Source organism: Actinomadura miaoliensis, assembly GCF_039536785.1.
In the GTDB taxonomy this organism is placed as follows: Bacteria; Actinomycetota; Actinomycetes; order Streptosporangiales; family Streptosporangiaceae; genus Spirillospora; species Spirillospora miaoliensis.
The window spans coordinates 51251-77626 of sequence record NZ_BAAAZG010000069.1; the positions used below are offsets into that span (position 1 = coordinate 51251).

Genomic DNA, 26376 nt, shown 5'->3' on the forward strand with positions numbered 1-26376 from the left:
GGCGTGCGTGGCAACGTTTCCACCAGACGTAGGATGACTGGATGTCCGGCTGATCCGCCGCCGCGTCGTTGGGGGGACCTTGACTCTGCGCACCGCCCGCCGCTCGTCCCTGGTCGACCAGGTGATCGAGCAGCTCAGGAGTGAGATCACCGCGGGCGCGTGGCCGGTCGGAGCCAAGATTCCGCCCGAGCCGGCGCTGGCCGCCAGCCTCGGGGTCGGGCGCAACACCGTCCGGGAGGCCGTGCGCGCCCTGACCCACGCCGGGCTGCTGGACTCCCGCCAGGGCGACGGCACCTACGTCCGCGCGACCAGCGAGATGTCGGGCGCCGTGCGCCGCCGTCTGCAGGCCGCCGAACTGGCCGAGATCCTGGAGGTGCGGCGCGGCCTGGAGGTCGAGGCCGCCCGGCTGGCCGCCGCCCGGCGCACCGACGCCGACATCGCCGCGATCACCGCCGCGCTCGCCCGGCGCGACGCCGCGTGGGCGTCCGGCGACCACGCCGTCTTCGTCGAGGCCGACCTGGCCTTCCACACCGCGGTCGTCGAGGCCACGCACAACCGCGTCCTCACCGACCTCTACCGCGACTTCAGCGCGGCCCTGCGGGCGAGCATCGGCGCCGCCGGGACGCTGATGGAGCACACCGACGTCCCGCACGGCCCGATCGCGGCCGCCATCGAGGCCGGGGACGCCCAGGCGGCGGCGCAGGCCACGCATTCGTGCCTGGACGAGATCATCCGGTCGACGACCGCCCGCCCCGACGTCTGACCGCAGGCGGCGCGGCCGCCGCTCCCTGCGCTCCTTGGAACGTGCCAGCGGATGCCGCCCGCCCCTCGCGCTGACCACCCGGCCGTCCCCCCTCTCGTGACGAAGGCGAAATGACTTCCACCACGCGCATCTCCCGTCTCACCGCGGTCTGGACCCTCATCGGACTCGTCCTGCTGACGGTCAACCTGCGAGCGGCCATCACCGGGGTCACCCCGTTGCTGGGCGACCTGCGGGAGAGCCTCGGCCTGTCCGGCGTCGAGGTCAGCGTCCTGACGACGCTGCCGGTCCTGTGCCTGGGAGTCTTCGCCGCCCTCGCCCCGCCCCTGGCCCGCCGGCTCGGCACGGAGGTCGCGATCACCGGGTCGCTGGTCCTGATCACGGCGGGCATCGTGCTGCGGATCGTCCCCGCGCAGCCGGCGCTGTTCGCGGGCACGGTCCTGGCCGGCGCGGGAATCGCGATGGGCAACGTCCTCACCCCGGCGGTCATCAAGAACGTCTTCCCGCGCCGCCTGGGCGCGCTCACCGGCATGGCGATGATGCTCATGGCGGGCAGCGGCGCGATCGCCGCCGCCCTCGCCGTCCCCCTGAACGACGCGGGCGGCTGGCGCCTCGCACTGGCCGTGTGGGCCGTCCCGTCCCTGCTGGCAGCGCTCGCCTGGATTCCCCTCACGCGGAAGACGGCGAACGCCACCGAACGGCCCACGCCCCACGCCCGCACCTCCACCGAGGGATCGCTGCTGCGCGTCCCCCTCGCCTGGTATGTGGCGCTGTTCATGGGCCTGGCCTCGCTGATGTTCTACGTCCTGATGTCCTGGCTCCCGGAGATCATGCGGGCCCAGGGCTACGCGCCCGCCACCGCCGGGATGATGGTCTCGGTCATGATGATCATCGGTATCCCGCTCGGACTCCTCGTCCCCATGGCCGCCGCCCGCATGCGCGACCAGCGCCCCCTCGTCCTGGCCGTCGCCGTCACGATGGTGGTGGGGCTCGGCGGCCTGATCGCGGCCCCGCACGCCGGCTGGCTGTGGGTGACGGTGCTCGGCCTCGGCACGGGCAGCGCGTTCCCGCTGGCGTTCACCCTGCTGAGCCTGCGGTCCGCGACCCCGTCCGTGGCGGCCCGGATGTCGGGCATGGCCCAGACCGGCGGATACCTGCTGGCCGGAGCCGGCCCCCTGGTCGTCGGTGTCCTGCACACGACCACCGGCGGCTGGAACGTCCCCCTCGGCCTGATGCTGGCCCTGGTCGTCCCGGAGATCGTGTTCGGCCTGCTGGCGGCCCGCCCCTCCTTCGTCCACTCCAACCCCGCCGACCCGGAACGCCTGGCCGCCTCCACCTCTCCCGCGGTCTCCACCCCCGAGGACGTGCCGACCGCAAGCCGCTGACTCCGACTCCCACACCCCGCCGACAGCGAACGCCGTCCCCGGCCGGCACACGCCCGGCGGCCGAGTGCACCAAGGAGCACCACTGCCGTGCGGCGGCCTTCACACCTGACGGCGTCCGTCCGCGGTGCCTCGGGCACCGGGTCGCCGTCGCTGGGGTACTCGGTGGGCCGACTGGCCGAGCGCGGCGGTGACCGCACCCCGGTCCGCACGGTCGGCACCATGCTGGCCGGCACCGTGATCATGTACGCGGCGGGCGTGCCGTACCAGATGGCCGCGCTGGGCGTGGACCTGGGCCGGGGCGGAGGAACAGCTCCACGGAGGCGGGCGTACGCCTGCGGCGTCGACGCGAGTACTCGATCCGAGCGACCGCAGGCGCCTCGTCCGCTGATCCCGTTACGGAACCCGGGAGCCCACGACGGCTGGGGAGGTCCGGGGGCTCAGCGGGCGTCGAGGTCGAGAATGCGGGCGTGCAGGACCAGACGTTGATGCAGGGCGGCGCGGAGGGCGCGGTGCAGGCCGTCCTCCAGGTAGAGCTCGCCCCGCCACTGGACGACGTGCGGGAACAGGTCTCCGTAGAACGTGGAGTCCTTGGCCAGCAGCGACTGCAGATCCAGCTCTCGCTTGGTGCTGATGAGCTGGTCAAGGCGTACCTGGCGCGGCGGGATCCGGGCCCAGTCCCGGGACGTCAGGCCGTGGTCCGGATAGGGCCGCCCCTCGCCGACCGCCTTGAAGATCACTCCCCTGAGTCTACGGCGTCCCGTGGGACGAGAGAAGACGCCGCAACCGCCCCGCTCACCCGCGGGTGACCATCCGGTCAACCCCAACACCCCTGATCACAGCCCCGGACGCAAGGAGGCCCCACGAGGGCCTCTCCGCCGGGACAGCAGGCCAGCGCCCGTAGCCAGCAGCCCGTCCCGTCGAGGCAAGGAGCGCTGCTGGCAGAGCCGGTCAGGGCACGACGGTCGACCGAGGACGAAGAGCGCCGGCTGCAGCGGATCGTGCGACCGGACAAGCACAACTCACTCCGGGCCGCGGTGATCACCATGGCGTCAGCGTCCGGGACACGCACCCCGGGCGATTTGCCCGGCTGGTCACTGCGGACAACGACCCCGTCCGCGCCGTGATTCACACGGCCTACCTGCCCTTACTGGGTGGGAAGCCGTTCCGGCCGCGCCAGCGATCGCCCGGCTGGTCACTGCGGACGACGACCCCGTCCGCGCCGTGATTCACGCCTTCAACGAGCGCGGCCTGCCTGCCTGGACCCCTGACTGGGTGGGAGGCCGTCCCGGCCGCACCAGCGACGATGCACCATCCGGAGCGACGTCGTGCGGCAGCGTGCCGGCTGGTGCGGCGTTGGCGGTCACCGCCGTGGGGGTGCTCCACAAGATCATGAAGTGAGGGTGAGTCCGCTCGCCGTACGGTGCGGCGGGCGGACGCCCCGCCACCTGGTCAACTGAGACTGAACGCGTTGAGGGCGGCCCCGGATGGGACCGCCCTCTACGTGTTGTGCCTGGTCAGGCTGGCGGAGGATGCGAGATTCGAACTCGCGAGGGGTTGCCCCCAACACGCTTTCCAAGCGTGCGCCCTAGGCCACTAGGCGAATCCTCCGCCGCAGAGCCTACCGGGTCTCGGGCACTGATCGGACATCAATAACGGCTGAGAGCGGAATCGGGCCGTAGACGTGGGGGAAAACGGCGCCGTCGACGGGTTCGTGGCGTACCGGAGCGTCCAGCCGGGCGACGTCGATCACCAGCAGGAGGAGCTCCGCTGGGTCCAGGTCGGCGTAGAAGCGGGACAACACGCCGCGCACCTGGTCCATGTCGGAGGAGCAGTGGATGAACCCCTCCTCCTCAAGGGTGCGGCCTCGGGTCGACATGGTGTAGGCCACTCCGCCGGCGCGGGCCGCCTCCCAGTGGCGGCGTTCGGCGATGTGCAGCAGGGGCGGCTGGGAGGCTTGAGGGGGCATGGCGGATGAGACTACGCGGGGACGAGGAGTGGCGAGCGTGCAGCCGTCACTCCGGGAATGCCATAGACTCTGGGCAGACCCCTCGCACGGCGTCATCCTGTGAACCTCCCCAGGGCCGGAAGGCAGCAAGGATAAGCAGGCTCTGGCGGGTGTGCGGGGGGTCCTTTCGCTTCTGACGCTCTGCTTCTCGAGGAGGGCGGACCCCCGATGAGTCTGGCGCTGTACCGCAAGTACCGGCCAGCGACGTTCGCCGAGCTCAAGGGGCAGGAGCACGTCGCCGAGCCCCTCCAGCAGGCGCTGCGCAACGGGCGGATCAACCACGCCTACCTCTTCAGCGGCCCGCGCGGCTGCGGCAAGACGTCCAGTGCACGCATCCTCGCCCGGTCGCTGAACTGCGAGCAGGGCCCGACGCCCGACCCGTGCGGAAAGTGCGACTCGTGCGTCGCGCTCGGCCCGACCGGCACCGGCCACATCGACGTGATCGAAATCGACGCCGCCTCGCACGGTGGCGTGGACGACGCCCGCGACCTGCGGGAACGCGCCTTCTTCGCCCCGGTGTCGGCGCGCTTCAAGGTGTACATCATCGACGAGGCGCACATGGTCACCCGGGAGGGCTTCAACGCCCTGCTCAAGCTGGTCGAGGAGCCCCCGCCGCACCTGAAGTTCGTGTTCGCCACCACCGAGCCCGAGAAGGTCATCGGCACGATCCGGTCGCGGACGCACCACTACCCGTTCCGGCTGATCCCGCCGGGAGTGCTGCAGGAGCTGGTCGAGGAGATCCTCCAGCAGGAGAACGTGCCGTACGAGCCGAACGCGCTCCCGCTGGCGGTGCGGGCGGGCGCGGGCTCGGCCCGGGACACGCTGTCGATCCTGGACCAGCTGCTGGCCGGGTCGGACGAGAAGGGCATCACCTACGCCCGCGCCGTCTCACTGCTCGGCTACACCGACTCGGCGCTGCTGGACGAGGTGGTGGACGCGTTCGCCGCCCGCGACGGCGCTGCGGTGTTCGCCGCCCTGGACCGCGTGATCGAAAGCGGCCAGGACCCGCGCCGTTTCGCCACCGACTTGCTGGAACGCCTCCGCGACCTGGTGATCCTGTCCAACGTGCCGGAGGCCGGGGGCACCGGGCTGCTGACCGCCGCGCCGGACGAGCTTGAGCGCATGCGGCGCCAGGCCGAGGCGCTCGGCCCAGGGGAGCTGACCCGGGCGGCCGACCTGCTGCACACCGGCCTGACCGAGATGCGGGGGGCGACCTCGCCCCGGCTGCTGCTGGAGCTGGTGTGCGCCCGCATCCTGCTGCCCGCCGCGTACGCGGACGAGTCCTCCATGTTCGCCCGCCTGGACCGTCTCGAACGCCAGCTCGCCGCCGGCGTGCCCGTTGCGTCTGCCGCACCTGCGACCGCACCTCCCGTCTCGTCGAGCGGCGCCGCCCCCATGACTCCGGGCGGCGGCGCGGAGACGCCCCCCGCCCAGACCCGCCCCCGGGGCGGCGCCGCCATGTCCAGCGTCCCTTCCGCGCCCAGTGGGACGGAAGCTGAACGACGTTCTGTGGATAACCGTCCGGGGCCGGGCGCCGCACCGGCCCCGCGGCCGGCCGCCGCATCGCCCGCGCCCGCGCCCACGGCAGCGCCTGCCGCGCCCGTCGTGGCCCCGGCAGCGGCCGCCGGGGGGCAGGACGTCTCCGCGGTGCAGCGGATGTGGCCGGACATCGTCGAGGCCGTCAAGCAGCGGAGCAGGGTCGCCTGGATGGCGATCATGTCGGGCGTCCAGCCGATCTCGCTCGACGGCAACCTGCTGACCCTGTCCTTCGAGGCCGAGGGCGCGCGGACGAACTTCACCAACGGCGGCCGCGACGCGGTGCTCCGCGAGGTCCTCAAGCAGCGCCTCGGCGTCGACTGGCGCATCGACACGGTGCTCGCCGGTGCCGCTCCGCCTCGCGGACGCGGCGGCGGTCCCGCGATGGGACGGCCCGGCGGCCTGCAAAGCGGTTCGTCGGGTCCGGCGGCCGGATTCAGCGGCGCGGCGGCGTCCATGCCGTCTCGTGGCCCCGCCGAGCCGACGCCGCCTCCCGCGCCCCCGACTCCGGCTGCGCCCGCCGCATCGGACCCGGGCCCGTGGAGCGTTTCGGCGCCCAAGCCGTCCGCCGCCCCCAGCCCCGTGCCGCCGCCCATGGACGAGCCGCCTCCTCCGGAGCCGCCTCCCCTCGACGAGAGCGACGAGGTGGACCCCGAGGGAGACGCCGACGCCGAAGGCAGCGAGGCGGAGCTGAACGGGATGGCCCTCATCCAGCGCGAACTCGGCGGCCAGATCATCCGCGAGATCGACAACTCCTGACCCGACCCATCGCGGCCGCCACGTCGGCGCCGACACCTCCGCCGCGCCGCCGGTCGACGACACGACCTCTTCGACAGTCACGTCACGGCGCGTCCGACAGCCCGAAGCCACCCCGACCACCGAAGCCAGCGGCCTAAGTGGCCGAGTCTGCCTTCAGCGCACGAGGAGGCGGCACCCCGCTCCCGCACACAGGCATGTCCAACCGCCGATCGGGTTGCGCCCTGACGCAGACCGTCCGCTGACATACGTCCCCTTCCGCTGGGATTCACGCCCGCCCATGCCGTCCCCCTCAATGCCGTGCCCGACGACAGCGGCGAACAGCACGAGAGGCAGCGCAGCGAACGGTGCGGGTGGCAGAGCGGCGAACAGCACGGAGGCAGGCGGCTGACGCGCGGGGGCAGGCTGGCGAGCAGCACGGCGGACCGGGCGGCGAGCGGCGTGGTGGACAGCGCGGTGGGCGGTGTGGTGGACGACCCGGTGGACGGTGTGGCGGGCAGCGTGGTGGATGGCGGGGGGAGGTAGGGCGGCGGGCCAGGCCAGCGAACAGGGCGGCGCGCGCCGGGGCGGACGGCGCGGTGGAGGTGCGGCGGGCAGCGCGGTGGACGACCCGGTGGATGCGTGGCGGGCAGCGCGGTCGACGGGGCGGGTGGACGGTGCGGTGCGGGTCAGCTCCAACACCTGCGGTCCCACCGGCGCTAGCCACACGATCAGTCCGTCCCGCGACTCCACGCGCTCGTTACGATGCCGCCCTGATCGGCCGGTGTCTCGGCCAGCCGCCCCGCCCAGCGGCCCCTCGGCTTGTGGCGGCCACCGACCAGACCGCACCGCCCCGCCCGCCGCGCCACGAACCTCCACCCGAGCCGTCCGCCAGCGGCACCACCGCCTCCACCATCAGCGCCGTGCGCGGATAGCGCTGCGGATTGGGCGGTGAACGGCGCGGTGGGCAGGGCGGCGGAGAACGCGGCGGGCGGGGCGGTGGATGGTGCGGTGGACAGGGTGGCGGGCAGGGTGGCGGACGGCGCCAGGTAGCGGGGTGGACGGTGCGGTGGACCGGGCGGTGGACCGGGCCGGTGGGCGGGGCGGTGAAAAGTACGGCGGTAGGGGGCGGGCACAGCGGGGTGGGTGGTGCGGGGCAGGGCGATGGACGGGGTGGCCTGAGGAGTTGGGGGTGTCCAGGAGTTTGGGGTTTGCCTGGGGGAGGCGAGGTGGAGGCTGGTTGAGGAAGGGGGCGGCCGGCCGGGGGCCACGAGGGTTCTGGTGGGTGGTGGCGAAGGAAGGGCGTCATGGGCGGCAATGGGGGGCGGTGTTGTGGAGGTGGGGTGGTGGCTGAGGTGGGGAGTGAATGGAGCATTCGGGAGGAAGGGGCTTGGTTCCTTGATCCGCGGGGTGGGGGGCGGCCGTATCGTTGGACGGTGCGTCACCGCGTCGCTGTGGGGGCGGCCCAGGTGCGGGACGACGGTGGTACGGGGGGCGATACGGTCGGCGTGGGAAGGGCGTCGGCGTCGGCGGCGTCCCGGCGGAGGCACGTACCGCATTACGTTCGAAACCCGTAGTCTCGGGAAGACAGACGTGCGGTGGTCGTCGGGTCGCCGAGCACGAGGTCCCGTGAGGGGCCAGGAAGGTCCCTTGAGGGGCCGAGAGGAAACGGAGTGACCGTGGAACCCGGTGGTCTGAACATCCAGGAGCTGTTGCAGCAGGCTCAGCGCATGCAGGAGCAGTTGTTCGCCGCGCAGCGCGAACTGGCTGAGGCCGAGGTGCAGGGCAGCGCGGGCGGCGGTCTGGTGACGGCGACGGTCAACGGCCAGGGTGAGGTGACCGCGATCTCCATCGATCCCAAGGCCATCGACGTCGACGACCCGGCCGACACCGCCGAGACCATCGCCGACCTGGTGCTGGCCGCGATCCGCGACGCCGCCCGGGCCGCGGCGCTGCTGCAGGAGCAGAAGATGGGCCCGCTCGCCGAGGGACTCGGCGGAGGCGGCATGCCGGGCATCCCCGGAATGCCGGGTCTGCCGGGCACGGGTGGGGCGCCCGGAGCCTGACTCGCGATCGGATCCGGCCCGCCCGTCGTTCGGGCGGCCCGGCCCCGGCCCCGCCCAGGGCCGACCTCAACCCACCTGTCCCCCCGGCAGAACGAGCATGGAAGGAACGGACCGTTGTACGAAGGGGTCGTCCAGAACCTCATCGACGAACTGGGCCGGCTGCCCGGCGTCGGCCCCAAGAGCGCGCAGCGGATCGCCTTCCACCTGCTGGCCGCCGACCCCGCCGACGTCGACCGGCTGGGCAAGGCCCTCAAGGAGGTCAAGGACAAGGTCCGCTTCTGCCGTACCTGCGGGAACGTGGCCGAGGAGGAGGAGTGCCGGATCTGCCGGGACGCCCGCCGCGACCCGCACGTCATCTGCGTGGTCGAGGAGTCCAAGGACGTCGTGGCGATCGAGAAGACCCGCGAGTTCCGGGGCCGCTACCACGTGCTGGGCGGGGCGATCAGTCCCATCGAGGGCGTCGGCCCCGACGACCTGCGCATCCGCGAGCTGATGCAGCGCCTGGCGGACGGCACCGTCACCGAGCTGATTCTGGCCACCGACCCGAACCTGGAGGGCGAGGCCACGGCGACCTACCTGGCCCGCCTGGTCAAGCCCATGGGCATCACCGTCACCCGCCTGGCAAGCGGCCTGCCGGTGGGGGGCGACCTGGAGTACGCCGACGAGGTGACGCTCGGCCGCGCATTCGAAGGACGGAGGCTCCTGGATGTCTGACACCAACAGCCCGCAGGACTGGAACGCCCTCGCCGAACGGGTGGCGCGCCACGTGGAGAACTACCTCGGCGGACTCGAGGCGGTCTCGCGCGGCGAGGCCGGCCCGCACACGGTGCCGATGCTGCTGCTGGAGGTCTCGCAGGTCATCCTGGCCGGCGCGCAGCTGGGGGCGAGCCAGGACGTGATCCTGCCGGACAACTGGGAGCCGGAGGTCGGCGAGGATCCCGACCTGGACGCGGTGCGGCAGGGCCTGGCCGAGCGGCTGCTGGCGATCGACGAGTACGTCGAGGTCTTCGACCCGTACAAGGACACCGAGCCGACGTCCTACCGGCTTTCGGACGACCTGGTCGACGTAGCGAGCGACCTCGTCCACGGCCTGCGCCACTACCAGCAGGACCGTCCCCTGGAGGCGCTGTGGTGGTGGCAGTACTCCTACTTCAACCACTGGGGCAACCACGCCGGCGCGGCCCTGCGCGCCCTGCACGCCGTCGTCGCCAACGCCCGGCTGAACGTGGCGGAGGAAGTGCCTGCGGTTCGCTAGGCGCTTCCCCTGGAGGGCTGTCCGGCGCGTTTCCGCCCTGGGGAGCTGTCCGGCGCGCTTGCGCCTGGAGGGCGTCCCGGTGCCGCTTCGCCCCGTCCATGTGAGCGCGAGGCGCGGACGAGTGGCCGGGGCCTAGCATCGGCGGATGGCTTCGTCACGAATCTTGTCCTTCGCCGCGGGGGCGCTGGTCGCCAACAGCGCTCCGCATCTCGCCACGGCCGTCACGGGGCGGCGGCACATGACGCCGCTCGCCGGGCGGCGGTCCGGTCCGGCGGTCAACGCGGTCTGGGCGGGCCTCAACCTGGCCGGTGGGGCGGCGCTGCTGCAGGCGTCACGGCGGCGCGGCGGGCGGCGATGGGACGACGACCTGGTCGCCTTCGAGGCCGGCTACCTCGCCTTCGCCCTGTGGATGGCGGCGTCCGAGCGGTTTCTCCCCATGAATCACGACGCACACTGACGGCCGTCCCGTCCCAGATGTTGGGATTTCTGGCCACATGTCGGTAGTTATCTGCTCGTAATCCAGTGGTGCGGCCTCGGTAGACTCGTCGCCGGTACGTCAGACCCCGATCCGAGGAGCGCCACCCGTGGCTCTTGTCGTGCAGAAGTACGGTGGCTCCTCCGTAGCGGACGCCGAGTGCGTCAAGCGGGTCGCCCAGCGCATCGTCGCGACGAAGAAGGCGGGCAACGACGTGGTCGTCGTGGTCTCCGCCATGGGTGACACAACGGATGAGCTGATCGATCTGGCCGAGCAGGTCAGCCCGCTGCCCCCCGGGCGCGAGCTGGACATGCTGCTGACGGCCGGGGAGCGGATCTCGATGGCGCTGTTGGCCATGGCCATCGCCAACCTGGGCCATGAGGCGCGGTCGTTCACCGGCTCCCAGGCCGGTGTGATCACCGACGGCTCCCACGGCAAAGCCAGGATCATCGACGTCACGCCCGGCCGGATCCGCGACGCGCTGGACGCGGGCTCCATCGCCATCGTGGCCGGCTTCCAGGGCGTCTCCCAGGACTCCAAGGACATCACCACGCTGGGCCGCGGCGGCAGCGACACCACCGCCGTGGCGCTGGCCGCGGCGCTGGACGCCGACGTGTGCGAGATCTACACCGACGTGGACGGCGTGTTCACCGCCGACCCCCGGATCGTCCCGCCCGCCCGGCGCATCCCGCGCATCTCCTACGAGGAGATGATGGAGATGGCCGCCAGCGGCGCCAAGATCCTGCACCTGCGCTGTGTGGAGTACGCCCGCCGCTACAACATCCCGATCCATGTGCGCTCCTCGTTCAGCCAGCGGGAGGGCACCTGGGTGGTCGACAGCGACGACATCGAAGGACAGGACATGGAGCAGGCGATCATCTCCGGGGTCGCACACGACCGCAGCGAGGCCAAGATCACCGTGGTCGGGGTCCCGGACAAGGTGGGCGAGGCGGCCACGATCTTCCGGGTGCTGTCCGACGCCGAGATCAACATCGACATGATCGTCCAGAACGTGTCGGCGGCGTCCACCGGCCGCACCGACATCTCGTTCACCCTGCCGGCCAGCGACGGGCAGAGCGCCCTGGCCGCGCTGAACAAGGTCAAGGAGCGGATCGGCTTCGAGTCGCTGCGCTACGACGACCGGATCGGCAAGATCTCGCTGATCGGCGCGGGCATGCGCTCCCACCCGGGCGTGACGGCCAAGTTCTTCTCGGCCATCGCCGACTCCGGGGTCAACATCGAGATGATCTCCACCTCGGAGATCCGGATCTCGGTGGTGGTGGCGCAGGACGACGTCGACACCGCCGTCGCCGCCGCGCACCACGCCTTCGACCTCGACTCCGACCAGGTGGAGGCCGTCGTCTACGGAGGCACCGGACGCTGACCGCCCGCGACCGTGTCCGGCCGTCCCGCCGACCGGGGGTCACGAGTCGTGAACCGGCCGCCGAGCGCCTCCGCGAGACGATCGGCGGCCGTGGGCCTGGTTGTCGCTCTGGGGCGTCGGCCTGGGACATCGGCCGGGTTTCGGCCCGGTTGTCGGCTGGGTCCGGCCGCCCGACGTCGATCACGACGTGCGGGCGGCCGACATCCGGCGCGGCGACCAACCGGTCAGACGTGGCGACTGGGTCGTGGACCGGCGGACCGCAAGCCGACGGGTCGGCCTCGTCGGCAGGCCTCGGCATCCTCGGAGCACCGACGTCACTCGTCCGGCGAGCAGCCACTCACGCGTTGCGACTCCGGGGGGCGGGGCTCAGTCTCGCTCCGAGGCTCTCAGAGCGCCGACGTCTCGCGGGGGCGGCCCGGTCGCGTCTGGGGCCAGGTGCGTCGCGGATGTGCCAAACCGAAACGCTGGACGGGCCGTGGCGGCAAACGCGATGTCCCTCCCTCCGCCGGGACGTGCCGGAGGGGAACGGCGACGGGTCGCCGCCCTTCGGCGGCATGGAGGAGCCACCCGCATCCCGCGCGTCCCCACCGAGTGGTGTGGGCCGCATCCCGCCGACCGTGGGGCGAAGTGTTCGACGCCGTGGGATACCGCCCTGCCGCGCCGCCGGACCTGTCCGGCACTCCATCGAGCACCGGCTGTCTGGCGGCGCTCACCTCAGCCTCGCCCTCTGGTCGCTGATCGTTGAGGACAGCCGGGGTGTTGGGTATGCCGGACGGCCGAAGGGCGGCGCGTCGGTGCCAGGTCGCTGGGACGGACGGGCGGAGAGGCGGATACGGCTATGAGAGCGTCCGGCAAAACGCGGTGCAGCAACGGGCGTCCCACAAATGCAGCCCAGCAACAGGCGTCCGGCGATCGCGGCGCGGCAGCGAGTGTCCGGTGAACGCGGTACGGCGGTGGCCGTCCGTGAGAACGACGGCAACAGGCGTCCTGCGAACGTGGCACGGCAGCGGGCGTCCGGCGACTGCGGGGCAGCGGCGGGCGTCTGGTGTATACGGCGTGGGAAGGGGAGTCCCGCGAATGCAGTGCAGCAGTGGGTGTCTGGCGACTGCGGCGCAGCGACGGGCGTTCGGCGGCTGCGGTGCGGCGGCGGGTGTTCGGCGACTGCGGCGTGGCGGTGAGCGTCGGGCGAGTGCGGTGCGGCGGCGGTCGTCCGGCGAGAACGGCGGCAACAGGGGTCCCGCAAATGCAGGGCAGCAACGGGCGTTCGGCGACTGCGGCGTGGCAGCGGGCATCCGGTGGATACGGCGTGGGAGCGGGCGTCCGGTGGATTCGGCGTGGGAGCGGGGCCTCGCGAATGCAGTGTGGCAGTGGGCGGCTGGCGACTGCGGCGCAGCGATGGGCGTTCGGCGGCTGCGGTGCGGTGGCGGGCGTCTGGCGAACGCGGCGTGGCAGCGGACGTCCGGCGGATACGGCGTGGGAGCGGGATCCCGCGAATGCAGTGTGGCAGTGGGCGTCGGGCGAACGCGGTGCGGCGGCGGTCGTCCGCGAGAACCGCGACGACCGGCGTCCCGCGAACGTTGTACGGCAGAGGGCCTGCCGCGAAGGCGGTGCGACAGCGGGGGCCTGGGCGAGGCGGTGCTCGGCGGGCGTCCCGCGAACGTTGTACGCAGCGGGCGTCCCGCGAACGTTGTACGCAGCGGGCGTCCCGCGAACGTTGTACGCAGCGGGCGTCCCGCGAAACGCGGTGCGGCAGCGGGTGCCTGGGCAGTGCGGCGTGGCGGTGGGCGTCTGGCGAATGCGGCGCGGGGACGGGTGTTTGGGGGATGCGGCAGGACGGTGGGTGTTCGGTGAACGCCGCGGCGCGGTGGATCGTTGGACGCACCGGATGGCAGGCAAGGACGACAACGTGAGCGCGACACCATGAACTCGGCCGGTCGCTCCGGAGACCGGGTGCGTCGGGGCCGAGCGGGAGGGAGAGCCCGAACATGAGCTCCAAGCCGACCCTGGCCGTCGTGGGCGCCACCGGCGCCGTCGGCGGCGTGATGCTCGGCATCCTGTCCACCCGTCACGATGTGTACGGGGAGATCCGGCTGGTGGCCTCGCCGCGGTCGGCGGGTCGCAAGCTGACCGTGCGGGGGGAGCAGGTCGAGGTCCTCGCGCTGGCGCCGGAGGTGTTCGACGGCGTCGACATCGCGATGTTCGACGTGCCCGACGAGGTGTCGGCCGAGTGGGCGCCGGTCGCGGCAGCCCGCGGCGCGGTGGTGGTCGACAATTCCGGGGCGTTCCGCCTCGACCCGGACGTGCCGCTCGTCGTGCCTGAGGTGAACGCCGAGCAGACGCGCAACCGGCCGCGGGGCATCATCGCCAACCCCAACTGCACCACCCTGTCGATGATCGTGGCGCTGGGGGCGCTGCACCGGATGTACGGGCTGCGCGAGCTGGTCGTCGCCTCGTACCAGGCCGCGTCCGGCGCCGGCCAGGCGGGCATCGACACGCTGTACGACCAGCTGGAGCGGGTCGGCGGCCAGCGGGAGCTGGGCAACCGCGCCGGGGACGTGCGGGCCGCGGTGGGCGAGTTCGGCCCCTTCCCGGCACCGCTGGCGTTGAACGTGGTGCCGTGGGCGGGGTCGCTCAAGGACGGCGGCTGGTCGTCGGAGGAGCTGAAGGTCCGCGACGAGTCCCGCAAGATCCTCGGCCTGCCGGACCTGAAGGTGTCGGCGACGTGCGTGCGCGTCCCGGTGGTGACCACGCATTCGCTGGCGGTGCACGCGGTCTTCGACGGCCGGGTCGACCAGCGGGAGGCGCAGGCGGTGCTGGCGGGCTCGCCGGGCGTGGTGCTGCTGGACGATCCCGAAGCGCACGAGTACCCGACGCCCGCCGACGTCGTCGGCACCGACCCGACGTGGGTGGGGCGGGTGCGCCGTTCCCTGGACGACCCGAAGGCCTTGGACATGTTCCTGTGCGGGGACAATCTTCGTAAGGGTGCGGCCCTCAACACCGCGCAGATCGCCGAACTGGTCGCCGCCGAGTTCACCGGACGGTAAGTGCTGACCGGGCGGACGCGTCGTCCCTCGCCCGGCCCGGACGGACGTGGCCGGTCCCGGGTGGCGGCGCGGCGGGAGATTTAGGGTGGCGAACGTGACCGAGACCAAGCCGGTGAAGTCGGAGCAGACCCGGGCGCTGATCGTCGAGACGGCGCTGCGGCTGTTCCGCGAGCGCGGGTACGAGGCGACGACGATGCGGGCCATCGCCAAGGAGGCCGGGGTCTCGGTCGGCAACGCCTACTACTACTTCGGCTCCAAGGAGGAGCTGATCCAGGCGTACTACGACGAGCTGCAGGAGGAGCACGTCAAGGCGTGCCGGGCGGTGCTGGCCCGCGAGCGCGACTTCGCGCCCCGGCTGCTGGGCGTGCTGAAGGCCCGGGTCGACACGATGGTGCCGTACCACCAGTTCGCCGGGAAGTTCTTCAAGTTCGCCGCCGAGCCGACCAGCCCGCTCAACCCGTTCAGCGCCGAGTCCGGCCCGGCGCGTTCCGCCGCGGTGGCGATCTACCGCGAGGTGGTGGACGGCTCCACCCTGAAGATCGACCCGGAGTTCCGCCAGGAGCTGCCCGAACTGCTGTGGCTGTACTCGATGGGCATCGTCCTGTACTGGGTGCACGACAGCTCGCCGGGCTGCCGCAAGACGTACCTGCTGATCGAACGCACCGTGCCGCTGGTGAACCGCATGGTGACGATGTCCCGGCTGCCGGGCTTCAAGTCGGTCACCCGCGAACTGGTCAGCGTCATCCGCGACGTCCGCGCCTGACCGCCCCGATCGCCCACCACCCGGCACCGCCGAAGAATGCGGCGCACCGACCGCGCCACGCGAAGTACGCCGACCGCACCGCGGACCGGAGCGCACCGAGCCCGCCGAGACGCCAAGGACGCCGAGCCCGCCGAGACGCCGGTCACGCCGAGGGCGCGGAGGACGCCGACGTGCCAGGCGCGGCCGAGACGCCGAGGGTGCCGGGCGCGCCGGAGGCAGGGGGGCGCAGGGAGGCGGCGAGGGTTGTGAGGCGCGCCGGGCCCCTGAGGCGCCGAGGGGGGCCGGGGCCCGGCGGGGGGTGCGTTATGCCATGCCGAGGTGCTTGCGGGCGAAGGCGATCTCGGTGGCCATCTGCTTGATGCGTTCCTCCACCACCAGGGAGCCGTGGCCGGCGTCGTACCGGTAGACCTCGTGCGGACGGCCCAGCTCGGCCAGCCGCGCCAGGTAGTTGTCGATCTGCCGGATGGGGCAGCGCGGGTCGTTCTCACCGGCCAGGATCAGCACCGGCGTCTTGACCTGTTCCACGTAGGTGATCGGGGACGACGCGTGGTACCGCTCCGGCACCTCCTCGGGGGAGCCGCCGAACAGGCTGCGGTCGAACGCCTGCAGTCCCTCCATCTCGTCCTCGTACGCCGCGACGTAGTCGGCGACCGGCACCGCCGCCACCGCCACCGACCAGTCGTCGGGTCGGGTGCCGATGCCGAGCAGGGTGAGGAAGCCGCCCCAGGAACCGCCGGTCAGCACCAGCCGGGCCGGGTCGGCCAGCCCGGACTCGACGGCCCAGTCGCGGACGGCGGTGATGTCCTCCAGCTCGGTCAGGCCGACGCGGCCCTCGATCGCGTCCCGCCACTGCGACCCGTACCCGATGGACCCCCGGTAGTTGACGTGCACCACCGCGAACCCGTGATCGACCCAGGCGGCCGTCGACGGGACGAACGAGTCGACGTCCTGCGCGGTCGGGCCGCCATGCACCTCGAACACCGTCGGGTACGGGCCCGCGACGCCCTGGGGCTTTCTGACCAGCGCGTGGATGCGTCCGCCCGGGCCGTCCACCCACACGTCCTCGACGGGCACGGACGGCGGCGCGGGCGGGCCGGGCGGCGTCAGCACCACCGTGCCGGACGTGGACCGGATCACCGGCGGCTCGGCGGCCGACGACCAGGAGAACTCCACGGTGCCATCCGGCCGAGCGGTGGCGCCGCCGATCACGCCGCGCGGGGTGTCGATGCGCTCAAGCTCGTCCGCGGCCGGGTCGTAGCGGTACAGCTCGACACGCGCCTGGTGCGAGTGGGAGATCAGCAGCGCCGCACCGTCCGGGTACCAGTCGGCGACGATCTCACCGGGCAGGTCCAGGACGATCTCCTGCTCGGTGCCCGCGACCGGGTCCCAGATCAGCATCTCGTCCCGGCCGCGCCGCTCGTGGTGGACCAGCAGCCGCGAATCACCGGGGGCCGGGGCGAAACCGGCGCCGTACACGCCCTTGCCCGGGCCGTCCCACAGGTCGGCGACGGTCGTGCCGTCCGGCCGCACCACGCGCAGCGCCATGTGCCTGCTGTCGCCGTGCTCGCTGTGCCCGATGGCGATCAGCGTCTCGTCCCGGGACAGCGCCGCCACGTGGGCGTCCTCGGCGTGCTCGTACAGCACTCGCGGCTCGGCGCCGGGTGCGCACAGGTGGACGAAGTTGCCCGCTTCGGTGGTGCGGCCGACGAGCGCCAGGCCGCTGCCGCCCAGGGCCAGCCCGGCCGGGTAGGACGGCTCCAGCCCGGGCACGGCCGGGACGCTGTCGCCGCCCTCGAACGGGGCCCGCATCCACACACCGAACTCGTCGCCGTCGGTGTCGGCGAACCACCAGATCCACTCGCCGGTGGGGTCGACGCCGCCCAGCCACGTGCCGTTGGGCCGCTCGGTGACCTGCCGCTTGTCACCGGTCGTCCGGTCCCAGGCGTAGATCTCCCAGGTCCCGGTGACGTTGGACCGGTAGAAACAACGGTGCGGTGCGGCGTGCGCCCAGCCCGGCAGGCTCACTCGCGCGGCCCGGAACCGGGCCTTCCAGCGCTCTTCGTCGACCATGCCCCTCAGTATCGCGGACACCCCACCATGCGACGCCCGCCATCGGCCCGCCATGCAGTGCCGCGCCGGGCCCGGCATGTGAGGGTGCACCGCGCCCAGCCCGGCATACGGGGTGCGTCAGGCCCTGCAAGCGCCGCGCGCTGCGCTCGAACTGCATACGCCGCCCGAACCGCCTGCCGGCGTCACGCGGCGCGCGCCCCACCCGGCCCGCCATGCGGATGCGCCCCACCCGGTCTGGGAGGTGTGTTGCGCCCGGCTCGGCGTGCGGCGTGCGCTGGGTCCGGTGTGCGACGGGCGCGCTGCCCGGTCTGCCATGCACCGCCTGCCTGGCCCGGCCCGCCAGGCGGTGTACGCGGCGCCCGGTCTGCCGCTCACAGACTCGCGCCTCGCTCGGCAAGGTGGAACCCGGCGTGAGCGCGCCACCCTTGATCGGAGCACGCAACTCGTCGGCAATGCGCTCGTACTTCGGACGCGCGTCTTCCGACGTCATCCCTCGCACGAACCGGCCCACGCCAGTCACCGGGACAACCAGCCCCTCACTTTCGAGGATGCCCAGCGCGCGCCGCGCCGTGTACCGCGTGACACCGAACTCCCGGCTCAGCGCATGTTCACCCGGCAACCGCACCCCCGCCGGATACGTGCCGTCCTCCACACGCCTACGCAGCACATCCGCGATGCTGCGGTAGACGCCCCACTCCGCATGCCGTCGTGTCATCGCACGCCTCACCACGCACGCGCGGGGCCCAGAGCGGTTGCTCTGGGCCCTGCGTCAGTTCTTCCGGGGGTCACCCGAGGTCCACGAACGCATCGAGGATGTGCCGTGCCAGCGTTCGCCGATGCCTACCGCCCCACCCATGGACGACGAACGGCTCTGTGGGGAAAGGCGTGGCGGGGCGGCTCGGCTCGCCGTCGAGGGAAGGGGCGTAGTCCCACCACCCCGCCACGCCAGTCTGTGAGTGGTAACGAGGGGCCGACGACTGAGCGTGTGTCTGCCGACGCGTCCGCCGATGCCGACCAACCCGGCGGCCCATCAGGACTGCCTCTCAGCCACGTCTCGCGGCGTGAGCCTGCCCTTCACCCACACAACCGCGTCCTCAAGGCGGTCGGCTTCGGCGATCGGCCCCCACGCCGAGTCGAACAACCAGAGGCGTCCGCCATCCTCGGAACGCCGACGACACCTGATCATGTCGGACAGCACGGGGTTGTCGGCACCCCGGCGTGTTCGGGTTCCGCACCCGCAATCCTCGTTGGTCAGCTTGACGGCGAAGCGGTGCGCGTCCAGGTGAGCGGCCAACGCGGCCAACCGCGACTCTGTCGGGCTCAAACCGGGGACGGGGTCGGGGCGGGCGTCGGACTCACGACTAGGTTGCTAGCATGCTAGCATCGCGGTCATGGGTGATGCGGAAGTCAAGCAGTTCAACGTCTACCTGCCGGTTGAGCTGATCAGGCAGGTCAAGCATCACGCGATCGAGACCGAGTCGTCCTTGTCGGCGTTGGTCGCCGAGGCGTTGCGCGCCTACCTCGACAACGCCGACAGGCAGCGACGGCACTCTTCCGAGAAGGAGTCATGACATGGCGACCGAAGGAATCGAAGCGGTGTTCCTGGAGACCAGGAACTGGGGGAAGGCCGCGAAGTTCTTTCAGGCACTGGGGTTCGAGCTGGAGACTTCGAGCGGCGACGGCTCCGGCGTGTTCCGCAATGGTGAAGGGACCTACCTGGTCGTCGTGGAGGTTCCCCAGGACCGGGAGCCGGCGATGCAGGTCGCGCTGAAGGTGCCTGATGCGGAACGCTTCCGCGCCGACCCTGCCGTCGAGGTGGTCACCCCGTTCGAGGACACCCACTACGGGACCCGGGAGATGACCGTCCGCGATCCCGACGGGCGGCTGTGGAGCTTGCAGGCCCCCGGCAAGCGTTGACACCTGGTTCTCGACCGGGTGGATGGCCGAGCGCGCCTGTTCCGCGCTTGCGGCCTTGACGACTCCGGCCTGCTGGGCAAGGGCTCGCTGCACCCGCTGAAGACCCCTGACGCATGCCCGACGCGACCGGCGATCAGGGGCGAAGGGCATTCCTGGAGCGGTCGGCGCGAGCCGCCGGGATCCTCCGGCGCTCGGATTTCAGCCTGCGCGTGGGGCGAGTCGCACGTCAGCGGGTGCGGTGCAGCTGTACGCAGGCGCCTGCTGATGACACGGGACCTGTTGTGCCCCAGTCGGTGACGGTCGCAAGCGCCGCCATCGACTGGGGTATGCGACGGAACGGACGGTGGGACACCGATGAGTAGGTGGCGCGGCAATCCCTGGGCGGTGCTGTTGACGATCAGCCTGGGTTTCTTCTTGACGCTGCTGGATCTGACGGCCGTCAACGTCGCCATCCCCAGCGTGATCGATGACCTGCACGCGTCGCTGGACGAGGTGCTGTGGGTGATCAACATCTACGTCCTCGTGCTCGCCGCACTGCTGATCACCTTCGGCCGGCTGGGTGATGTGCGCGGGCCGCGGGCCATGTTCATCGTGGGCGTCGCGCTGTTCACGGTGGCGTCCGTACTGTGCGCCCTGGCGCAGGACCCGGCGCAGCTCATCGCCGCCCGGGCCGGGCAGGGCCTGGGCGCGGCGGCGTTGGTGCCCCAGACAATGACGATCATTATTGGCACGTTCCCGGCCGAGCGCCGCGGCACGGCGCTGGGCGTCTGGGGCGCGGTCGCGGGCGTGGCCACGATCGCCGGACCCACGCTCGGCGGACTTCTGGCCAGCGCGGCCGGCTGGCGCTGGATCTTCCTCGTCAACGTCCCGATCGGCGCGATCGTGCTCGCGATGGCCGTCGTGCTCGTGCCCGACATCCGGCACGGCGTTCCTCACAAGCTGGACATCCTCGGCGTCGTCCTCGCCACGGCGACGCTGGTGTGCCTGACTTTCGGGCTCACCGAGGGCCAGCGATACGACTGGAACGCCGGGATCTGGGCGCTGCTGGGCGGGGCCGCGCTGCTGCTGGTGGTGTTCCTGATCCACCAGGGCACACGGCAGCACGGCGAACCGCTGCTGCCCTTCGTGCTGTTCCGCGACCGCGACTACGCGGTCATGAGCCTGGTGGCCGCGACCGTCCAGGTCGGGATGATCGGCCTGTTCCTGCCGGTGATGATCTACCTGCAGTCCGTGCTGGGTTTCAGCGCGCTGAAGGCCGGGCTGGTGATGGCGCCGGCCATGATGGTGTCGGCGGTGCTGTCCCCGCTCGCGGGCCGGATGGCGGACCGGATCGGCGGCAAGTACGTCCTGATGGCCGGGCTCGGCCTGTTCGCGGCCGGCATGGCGTGGCTCACCTGGATCATCGATGTCGGCCGCGCGTGGTGGGAGTTCCAGCCCGCCCTGGTCGTGGTCGGGGTCGGCATCGGCTGCGTGTTCGGCCCGATGGTCGCGGTCGCGATGTACAACGTGGAACCGAAGATGGCCGGGGCCGCTTCTGGTGTGCTGAACACGATCCGGCAGACCGGCACGGTCATCGGCAGTGCCGCGGTCGGCGCAGTGCTGCAGAACCGCTTGGCCGCCTCGCTTCAGGACGAAGCGGCCAAGCAGGCCGCCGACCTCCCGGCCGGCATCCGCGGCCAGTTCACGGCCGGCTTCGACCATGCCGCCGAGAGCGGTCTCGACATCGGCGCTGGGCAGACCGGCACGGCATTCCAACCGCCGCCGGGAACGCCGACGAGCCTCGTCCATTACGTCCAGCAGGCGGCGTCGTCGGTGTTCGAGCACGGGTTCGTTCACGCCATGCGGCCGACTCTGACGCTTCCCATCGTCGTGATCGCAGTCGGCGCCGTCTCCTGCCTCTTGGTACGCCCCCGACAGGACGCCGCCCCGCGCAACGCCCCAGATTCAGTCAGCGCCGGCACTTCGGCTTAGCGACTGCGGCCCCGGCCTGTCTGGGGCCGCAGTCACGCTCACGCAAGTGTTTCCCGGCCGAGGAGGTAAGGCTTGAGGCTCATCCCGGTCGGAGACGACTGACTCCCAACAGTGCGCCCCTGATTTCGGTAGGGAAAGAGCAGGGATGCCAGGCCGGGTGGGTGCGGTCGATGGGGGGCAGCGGCCGTCATGGTGCATGTCGGCCGGGGCCGGGGCGAGTCTCGTCGCCTTGGGGCGCCTACGTGATCACGCAAAACTCATGACGCTGCCTGAGGGCAACAGCCACCGGGGGATGGAGGATCGGGTTGTGGATGTTCGCGGGCTTCTTCGTGAGGCGACTTGTTTCGTTCCTGCGGCGGTTGCCGTCGACGGCGGCGTGACGGCAACTGATGCTTGTGAGTATCTGGAGCATGACGAGTGGGAGGTTGCGCTCCACATCCTCGTCGAGCTTGGCGACGCGTATCCTGCGAGCACCTCGTTCTGGGATGTTCTGGCTCAGGCCGCACGTCAGATGAGGCTTGAGCGGACCGAGGCATGGTGCCACTGGCGGTGCTGGGAAGTCGTCCACGGTGTCATTCGCGCCGACCTTCAACTGGTGCCCTCTGCCGATCCGGGTGGACGGCGCACGCCCGTCCCTGGCGCTGGAGTTCTTCGCCCTCTGTGGCACATCGGGGACGTCACTGCAGCGGGCGATCCTGACATGTACGTGGCGCGGATCTGGGTCGAGGACGCGTCCGAGCTGGCACCAGGCGCGCGCGGCTCTGTTCGTTTGGCTCCCCTCAGTTCCGAGCGGTGGCGCCGTTTGGCACCGGGCGACGTGATCACCATGCATGAGCGGAGGCCAGTCGCCGGCACAGCGACAATCACCCAGGTCACATTCCCCGGCGGCGTCAGCTAAGTACGTCGACGGCCGGGGATGGAGTGGCTGTCACTTAGCACTCGGATCCTGAGCTGCATTTTGGCGCAGGTTAGGAGGTCGGGCAGGTCAGGGTTCTGGGGCTGCGGCTCGGGGAGAGGGTGAGGTTCTGGCTAGGTGGTGTCACCATGCGCCGGGGCGTGGGTGGCGCGGTCTCGTCGTCTTCCGAGGCTGGTGCCTCTCGTTCGACTTGGTCGCGGCGAGGGTGAGTGGCGCTACCTTTCCGCGACGTTAGGCATTGAAACCGTGCGTGGGTGATGCGGAGGAAGGGCTCCGTTGTGGTGGTTTGAGGGTTGCCTGGGCCGGTCTTTGGGATGCGGTTGAGGGTTCTGCGCACGGGGTGGTTGTCATTGGGGTTGGAGCGGCGGTCGGTACGGCGAGAGTGAAGGTCGCTTGGCGGTGCTTGTAGTGAGGGCGGGTGCGCGCAGTGGTGGGTGTTGTGGGGGGCGGATTGTTGCTATGTGTTAGGGGATCGTGGCTTTTTGGCGGGACGGTCTAGGGGTGCTCGGTGGCGGCTGGGGATTCTGCGGGGGCACGGGGGCGGCGGGCGCGTGAGCAGGCTCTGGAGCTGGCGCGGCGGTCGCGGGAGGCTTGGGAGCTGGCCGGGCGCTGGGAGGCGGCGGCCGAGGCGGAGCGGCAGGTCGCGGCGACGCTGTTGACGTTGACCGGGACGGGATGGCGGCTGCTCGTCGATCGGCGGTGGCCGGGGACGCGGACGGCGAACGTCGACATGATCCTTGTCGGGCCAGGCGGGGTGTTCGTCATCGACGTCAAACGGTGGCGGGACCGGCCGGGAGTCGAGAACGGCCACCTGGTCGCCGGGGGTGAGCGGCGGGACGCGGAGGTCGCCCGAGTGCTGGCGATGGCCCGTACGGCCGACGAGAAGGTCGCCGAGTTCGGGATGTCGCCGGTCGCAGTTCGGCCGGTGATCGTGTTCGCCGGGCATCGGCTGGACGAGCGCATCGGGCGGGTGCGGCTCGTCGGGCATCCCGACGTCGTCCATGCCCTGGTCGCCGAGCCCAGGCGGCTGACGGCCCGCATGGTCAAGGTGGTGAGCGAGTACCTGGAGGAGGCGTTTCCGGCCTACGAGGTCACCGTGCTGAAGGGCGGCTCCGTAGACGAGCGGCCCGAGGCCACGGCGTTGTTCGACGTCGCGGAGGTCGAGAAGGCCGCGCTGGACTCGGTGCTGCACGCGCCGATCGAGCGGTGGATGACGTTTCTGCACCCCGATCAGGTGGCGGTGGTGCGGCGCGACTGGGGCGGTCCCGCGCGGATCAGCGGACCGGCGGGGACGGGCAAGACGGTGGTGGCGCTGCATCGGGCGGCGCATCTGGCCGCGCGGGGCTCCGGGCGGGTCCTGTACGTGACGTTCGCCAACAACCTGCCGCGGGTGCAGGGGCAGTTGTTCCGGCGGCTGGCGGGGCACTTCGCCGATCGTGTGGAGTTCCGCAGCCTGCACGGCTGGGCGCAGGCGTTCCTGACCGAGCGCGGGGTTCCGGTCAACCTGAACAGCCGGCGGGCGAAGGACGCCTTCTCGCATGCCTGGATGCGCGTCGGGCGCGACAGCGTCCTGGTCGATGTGGAGCCCACGCCCGGCTACTGGCAGGAGGAGATCGACTACGTCATCAAGGGGCGCGGGATCACCTCGCTGGAGGAGTACCGCGAGGTGGCACGGCACGGCCGCCGTACCGCGCTGCAGACGGCGCACCGGGAGGCCGCCTGGCTGCTGTACGAGGAGTACGAGCTGCTGCGCAAGCAGCGGGGCGTCGCCGACTTCAACGACGTGCTGCTGGCGGCGCTGGACGAGTTGCGCGAGCGTCCCGCCGACCCGCCCTACGCGGCGGTGATCGTGGACGAGGTTCAGGACCTCACCCTGGTCGGGGTGCGGCTGCTGCACGCGTTGGCCGGTGACGGTCCCAATGGCCTGCTGCTGATCGGGGACGGGCAGCAGGCGGTGTATCCCGGCGGGTTCCGGCTGGCCGACGCCGGTATCGCGCTCAAGGGACGGGGCACGGTGCTGCGCACCAACTACCGCAACGCCGCGGCGATCCTGGACGAGGCGATGGAGGTCGTCTCGGAGGATCCGTTCGATGACCTGGAAGGGCCGAGCCCCAACGGGCGCCGTACCGTCGACACCGCCTACGACGGCGGCCAGGTGATCCGGGCCGTCGCGGCCGACGCCGCCGAACACGACCGGATCCTGGTGGCGGCGCTGCGGCAGTTGCGGGAGGACGGTGACGGGGGCGACGGCGAGGGCGGCGCGCTGGCCGGAGCCGCGGTGCTGTGCCGGTCGATCCGCGAGATCGAGCACTACCACCGGGTCCTCACGCGGGCCGGGCTGCCGGTGCTTCGGCTGGAGAACTATGACGGACGTCCCGTCGAGGCCATCAAGATCGGCACCTACCACCGCGCCAAGGGCCTGGAGTTCAAGCACGTCTACCTGCCGCGCCATGACGCGGAGATCCGTCCGTCGGCGGACGGCGATCCGGCCCGGGAGCGTGCCGAGTTGGCCCGCCGCCAGCTGTTCGTCGCCATGACCCGCGCCCGCGATCTGCTGTGGCTGGGCTCGGTCAGACGCTGAGGAGCAGGTACGGGCCGGTCGCGTACGGGCGGGACCGCCGGCCCGAAGGGACGCCCGGGGCGGTTGGTCACCTCGGGCGGGGTAGGTGTAGGGGTGGATTCAACCCGAATGGGGGTTTTCCCGGATGGCGATGAGCAGGAGTCCTCGTCAGAGTCGTAACTAGCGGCAGAGGGTCGAAATCCCCCTGAAGGGAAGGAGGCACACGATGAGCCTCACCTCGCTGAGCGCCGCCGACCTGGCGCAGATCCTGTTCACCTCGCGGCTGCAGGAGTCCGACCGCCCGTCCGCCGAGCAGGTGCGGGCCGCCATTGACGAGCGGCTGTGCGCATGCGGCGGTGACCGTGCGGTCTGCACCGCCTACGTCGCCCAGGAGGCGGGCGACCACCCCGACACGTACGTGACCCGTATGCGCTGGGCCCTGACATCGGTGTCGCGCGCCTACACGATCGCGCCTGCGCGCCGCCGCGCCACCGTCTGATCCCTTCGGACGGCGACATGAACATCCCCCGGACCGAATGCACCGGCCCGCCCTAGCACCAGCTCAGACCAGCAAGGAGAAGCCCGATGCGCCGCTCACGGTTCGCCGAACAGCCCGACGTGATCGTTCCTCGTTCCCTCAAGCAGCTTCTCGCCGAGGACGTCCCCGAGGACACCCGACGCCGGCGCCGACGTCGGCACCGACCGGGCAAAACGACCTTGCTACGCCGCACCACCTGACGTCCGTCGGGACGGCGGGGCGGCCGGTCGGGACGGCGGGCTGCCGGGAGGACGGTGGGACGGCCGTCAGGACGGCGGGGTTGCTGTGCACCGGCACGGGCCAAGCCGCACGGCGGGGTGGGCAGAGGGGGTTTGGCTGACGGCCGGCGGCGCGCGGCGGCCGTCAGCACGCCGGTCAGGTGAGGCGTGGTGTGAGCGGCTGGACGGGCCGGCCGCTTGGTCTGGGAAGGGTCAGTGTTTGGACTTCTTCTTTTTGGACTTCTTCTTGGCGGAGTCGTCGGACTCCCACTCATAGCCAGGGGTGTTCTTTTCGCAGTAGCTGTCGCTGACCCTGGTGTCGGTCGCGTCGTGTTCGCACCAGCGGCTGCTGCTGGAGCAGGCGCTCGCGCTGAGCGCGACGACGAGCACGCTCACGGCGAGAATGGCCTTCATCTGTCTCTCTCGGGGAAGATTCGCAGACGCTCACCGAGAGCGTAGCGCAGGCAGCCGAACACCCAGCGCTGCGCGACGATTTCGTCCACAGGTTGTGGACAAGCAGGGCGGCACGCCGTGGGGTGGGCGGTGCTTGCCAGCCCCGGGGCCATGATCACTACCGTGGCGCCATGTCACCAGGTGCGCGAAGGACCAGGTCAGCGCTTGTGTTGACCGGTGCCGTGCTCGCTTTCCACGGCGGTACGGCGGGGGGTGCGGCGGCGGTCGTCGCGCCTGCGGGACCCGGCGCGGCGGCGACCGGCGCGGGCGCCCGGCACGACACGACGGCGGGCGACGCGTCCGCCTGGCGCGGCGCGCCGGGGAG

General features: G+C 71.6%; 22 protein-coding genes, 1 tRNA gene and 1 other RNA gene. 18 read left to right on the forward strand and 6 right to left on the reverse strand.

What is annotated here, in order from left to right; all coding sequences use genetic code 11:
* The first annotated feature begins 79 nt into the window (after positions 1–79).
* A complete protein-coding gene (locus ABD811_RS40030; protein ID WP_344958285.1) occupies positions 80–763 on the forward strand; it encodes a FadR/GntR family transcriptional regulator in 684 nt (227 codons plus the stop codon).
* A gap of 110 nt (positions 764–873) precedes the next feature.
* On the forward strand, positions 874–2145 hold the full coding sequence (locus tag ABD811_RS40035; protein WP_344958287.1) for a CynX/NimT family MFS transporter: 1272 nt from the start codon (positions 874–876) through the stop codon (positions 2143–2145).
* 437 nt (positions 2146–2582) lie between these two features.
* On the opposite strand, the gene ABD811_RS40040 is transcribed toward ABD811_RS40035, so the two are convergent.
* From ABD811_RS40040 to ABD811_RS40055, 3 genes are all read right to left on the reverse strand, one after another.
* On the reverse strand, positions 2583–2882 hold the full coding sequence (locus tag ABD811_RS40040; RefSeq protein ID WP_344958289.1) for a type II toxin-antitoxin system VapB family antitoxin: 300 nt from the start codon (positions 2880–2882) through the stop codon (positions 2583–2585).
* A 783-nt stretch (positions 2883–3665) separates the two neighbouring features.
* Positions 3666–3753 (reverse strand) — tRNA-Ser (locus tag ABD811_RS40050).
* Positions 3754–3763: 10 nt separating this feature from the next.
* Positions 3764–4111: a DUF952 domain-containing protein gene (locus tag ABD811_RS40055; protein ID WP_344958291.1), complete on the reverse strand. Its 348-nt coding sequence runs from the start codon at positions 4109–4111 to the stop codon at positions 3764–3766.
* Between the two features lie 73 nt (positions 4112–4184).
* On the opposite strand from ABD811_RS40055, the gene ffs reads away from it, so the two are divergent.
* From ffs to ABD811_RS40105, 10 genes are all read left to right on the forward strand, one after another.
* Positions 4185–4280, forward strand: an RNA gene (gene ffs / locus ABD811_RS40060) — signal recognition particle sRNA small type.
* A gap of 38 nt (positions 4281–4318) precedes the next feature.
* The gene (locus tag ABD811_RS40065) at positions 4319–6445 is read left to right on the forward strand and encodes a DNA polymerase III subunit gamma and tau (protein ID WP_344958293.1); all 2127 of its coding nucleotides are present in this window, start codon (positions 4319–4321) and stop codon (positions 6443–6445) included.
* Positions 6446–6742: 297 nt separating this feature from the next.
* Complete coding sequence (locus ABD811_RS40070) at positions 6743–6967, forward strand: hypothetical protein (protein ID WP_344958295.1); 225 nt, start codon at positions 6743–6745, stop codon at positions 6965–6967.
* Positions 6968–8100: 1133 nt separating this feature from the next.
* The gene (locus ABD811_RS40075) at positions 8101–8487 is read left to right on the forward strand and encodes a YbaB/EbfC family nucleoid-associated protein (RefSeq protein WP_344958325.1); all 387 of its coding nucleotides are present in this window, start codon (positions 8101–8103) and stop codon (positions 8485–8487) included.
* Between the two features lie 114 nt (positions 8488–8601).
* Positions 8602–9201 carry a recombination mediator RecR gene (recR, locus tag ABD811_RS40080; RefSeq protein WP_344958297.1) on the forward strand — a complete coding sequence of 200 codons (600 nt, stop codon included), beginning with the start codon at positions 8602–8604 and terminating at the stop codon, positions 9199–9201.
* Positions 9194–9742 (forward strand): DUF5063 domain-containing protein, encoded by a 549-nt coding sequence (locus ABD811_RS40085; RefSeq protein WP_344958299.1) that lies wholly within the window; start codon positions 9194–9196, stop codon positions 9740–9742. Before recR ends, ABD811_RS40085 begins: the two co-directional genes overlap by 8 nt.
* A gap of 145 nt (positions 9743–9887) precedes the next feature.
* Entirely contained in the window at positions 9888–10199 is a 312-nt protein-coding gene (locus ABD811_RS40090) for a hypothetical protein (protein WP_344958301.1), read from the forward strand.
* 127 nt (positions 10200–10326) lie between these two features.
* Entirely contained in the window at positions 10327–11601 is a 1275-nt protein-coding gene (locus ABD811_RS40095; protein ID WP_344958303.1) for an aspartate kinase, read from the forward strand.
* 1985 nt (positions 11602–13586) lie between these two features.
* On the forward strand, positions 13587–14645 hold the full coding sequence (locus ABD811_RS40100; RefSeq protein WP_344958305.1) for an aspartate-semialdehyde dehydrogenase: 1059 nt from the start codon (positions 13587–13589) through the stop codon (positions 14643–14645).
* A gap of 94 nt (positions 14646–14739) precedes the next feature.
* Entirely contained in the window at positions 14740–15408 is a 669-nt protein-coding gene (locus ABD811_RS40105; protein ID WP_344958307.1) for a TetR/AcrR family transcriptional regulator, read from the forward strand.
* Between the two features lie 303 nt (positions 15409–15711).
* On the opposite strand, the gene ABD811_RS40110 is transcribed toward ABD811_RS40105, so the two are convergent.
* Both ABD811_RS40110 and ABD811_RS40115 read right to left on the reverse strand, forming a co-directional pair.
* Positions 15712–17433, reverse strand: coding sequence for a S9 family peptidase (locus ABD811_RS40110; RefSeq protein WP_344958327.1), 1722 nt, complete (start codon positions 17431–17433; stop codon positions 15712–15714).
* Positions 17330–18193: a GntR family transcriptional regulator gene (locus ABD811_RS40115; protein WP_344958309.1), complete on the reverse strand. Its 864-nt coding sequence runs from the start codon at positions 18191–18193 to the stop codon at positions 17330–17332. Before ABD811_RS40115 ends, ABD811_RS40110 begins: the two co-directional genes overlap by 104 nt.
* 676 nt (positions 18194–18869) lie before the next feature.
* Here ABD811_RS40115 and ABD811_RS40120 point away from each other — a divergent pair.
* The 6 genes from ABD811_RS40120 to ABD811_RS40145 all read left to right on the forward strand — a co-directional run bounded on the left by ABD811_RS40120 (position 18870) and on the right by ABD811_RS40145 (position 25341).
* Complete coding sequence (locus tag ABD811_RS40120; protein WP_344958311.1) at positions 18870–19049, forward strand: ribbon-helix-helix domain-containing protein; 180 nt, start codon at positions 18870–18872, stop codon at positions 19047–19049.
* Position 19050: 1 nt separating this feature from the next.
* The gene (locus ABD811_RS40125) at positions 19051–19395 is read left to right on the forward strand and encodes a VOC family protein (protein WP_344958313.1); all 345 of its coding nucleotides are present in this window, start codon (positions 19051–19053) and stop codon (positions 19393–19395) included.
* Between the two features lie 384 nt (positions 19396–19779).
* On the forward strand, positions 19780–21366 hold the full coding sequence (locus tag ABD811_RS40130; protein ID WP_344958315.1) for a DHA2 family efflux MFS transporter permease subunit: 1587 nt from the start codon (positions 19780–19782) through the stop codon (positions 21364–21366).
* Positions 21367–21625: 259 nt separating this feature from the next.
* The gene (locus ABD811_RS40135) at positions 21626–22264 is read left to right on the forward strand and encodes a hypothetical protein (protein ID WP_344958317.1); all 639 of its coding nucleotides are present in this window, start codon (positions 21626–21628) and stop codon (positions 22262–22264) included.
* 526 nt (positions 22265–22790) lie between these two features.
* A complete protein-coding gene (locus tag ABD811_RS40140; protein WP_344958319.1) occupies positions 22791–24863 on the forward strand; it encodes a nuclease-related domain-containing DEAD/DEAH box helicase in 2073 nt (690 codons plus the stop codon).
* Positions 24864–25068: 205 nt separating this feature from the next.
* Positions 25069–25341, forward strand: a complete 273-nt coding sequence (locus ABD811_RS40145) for a hypothetical protein (protein ID WP_344958321.1) — start codon at positions 25069–25071, stop codon at positions 25339–25341.
* 470 nt (positions 25342–25811) lie between these two features.
* On the opposite strand, the gene ABD811_RS40150 is transcribed toward ABD811_RS40145, so the two are convergent.
* Entirely contained in the window at positions 25812–26012 is a 201-nt protein-coding gene (locus ABD811_RS40150; protein ID WP_344958323.1) for a hypothetical protein, read from the reverse strand.
* Positions 26013–26376 lie beyond the last annotated feature (364 nt).

Excerpts from the sequence above, each read along its gene's own strand:
- ABD811_RS40100 (WP_344958305.1), top strand. The coding sequence starts at position 13,587 with ATGAGCTCCAAGCCGACCCTGGCCGTCGTGGGCGCCACCGGCGCCGTC.
- ABD811_RS40090 (WP_344958301.1), top strand. The coding sequence starts at position 9,888 with ATGGCTTCGTCACGAATCTTGTCCTTCGCCGCGGGGGCGCTGGTCGCC.
- ABD811_RS40125 (WP_344958313.1), top strand. The coding sequence starts at position 19,051 with ATGGCGACCGAAGGAATCGAAGCGGTGTTCCTGGAGACCAGGAACTGG.
- ABD811_RS40135 (WP_344958317.1), top strand. The coding sequence starts at position 21,626 with ATGACGCTGCCTGAGGGCAACAGCCACCGGGGGATGGAGGATCGGGTT.
- ABD811_RS40085 (WP_344958299.1), top strand. The coding sequence starts at position 9,194 with ATGTCTGACACCAACAGCCCGCAGGACTGGAACGCCCTCGCCGAACGG.
- ABD811_RS40055 (WP_344958291.1), bottom strand. The coding sequence starts at position 4,111 with ATGCCCCCTCAAGCCTCCCAGCCGCCCCTGCTGCACATCGCCGAACGC.
- ABD811_RS40150 (WP_344958323.1), bottom strand. The coding sequence starts at position 26,012 with ATGAAGGCCATTCTCGCCGTGAGCGTGCTCGTCGTCGCGCTCAGCGCG.
- ABD811_RS40035 (WP_344958287.1), top strand. The coding sequence starts at position 874 with ATGACTTCCACCACGCGCATCTCCCGTCTCACCGCGGTCTGGACCCTC.
- ABD811_RS40145 (WP_344958321.1), top strand. The coding sequence starts at position 25,069 with ATGAGCCTCACCTCGCTGAGCGCCGCCGACCTGGCGCAGATCCTGTTC.
- ABD811_RS40115 (WP_344958309.1), bottom strand. The coding sequence starts at position 18,193 with ATGACACGACGGCATGCGGAGTGGGGCGTCTACCGCAGCATCGCGGAT.
- ABD811_RS40120 (WP_344958311.1), top strand. The coding sequence starts at position 18,870 with ATGGGTGATGCGGAAGTCAAGCAGTTCAACGTCTACCTGCCGGTTGAG.
- ABD811_RS40065 (WP_344958293.1), top strand. The coding sequence starts at position 4,319 with ATGAGTCTGGCGCTGTACCGCAAGTACCGGCCAGCGACGTTCGCCGAG.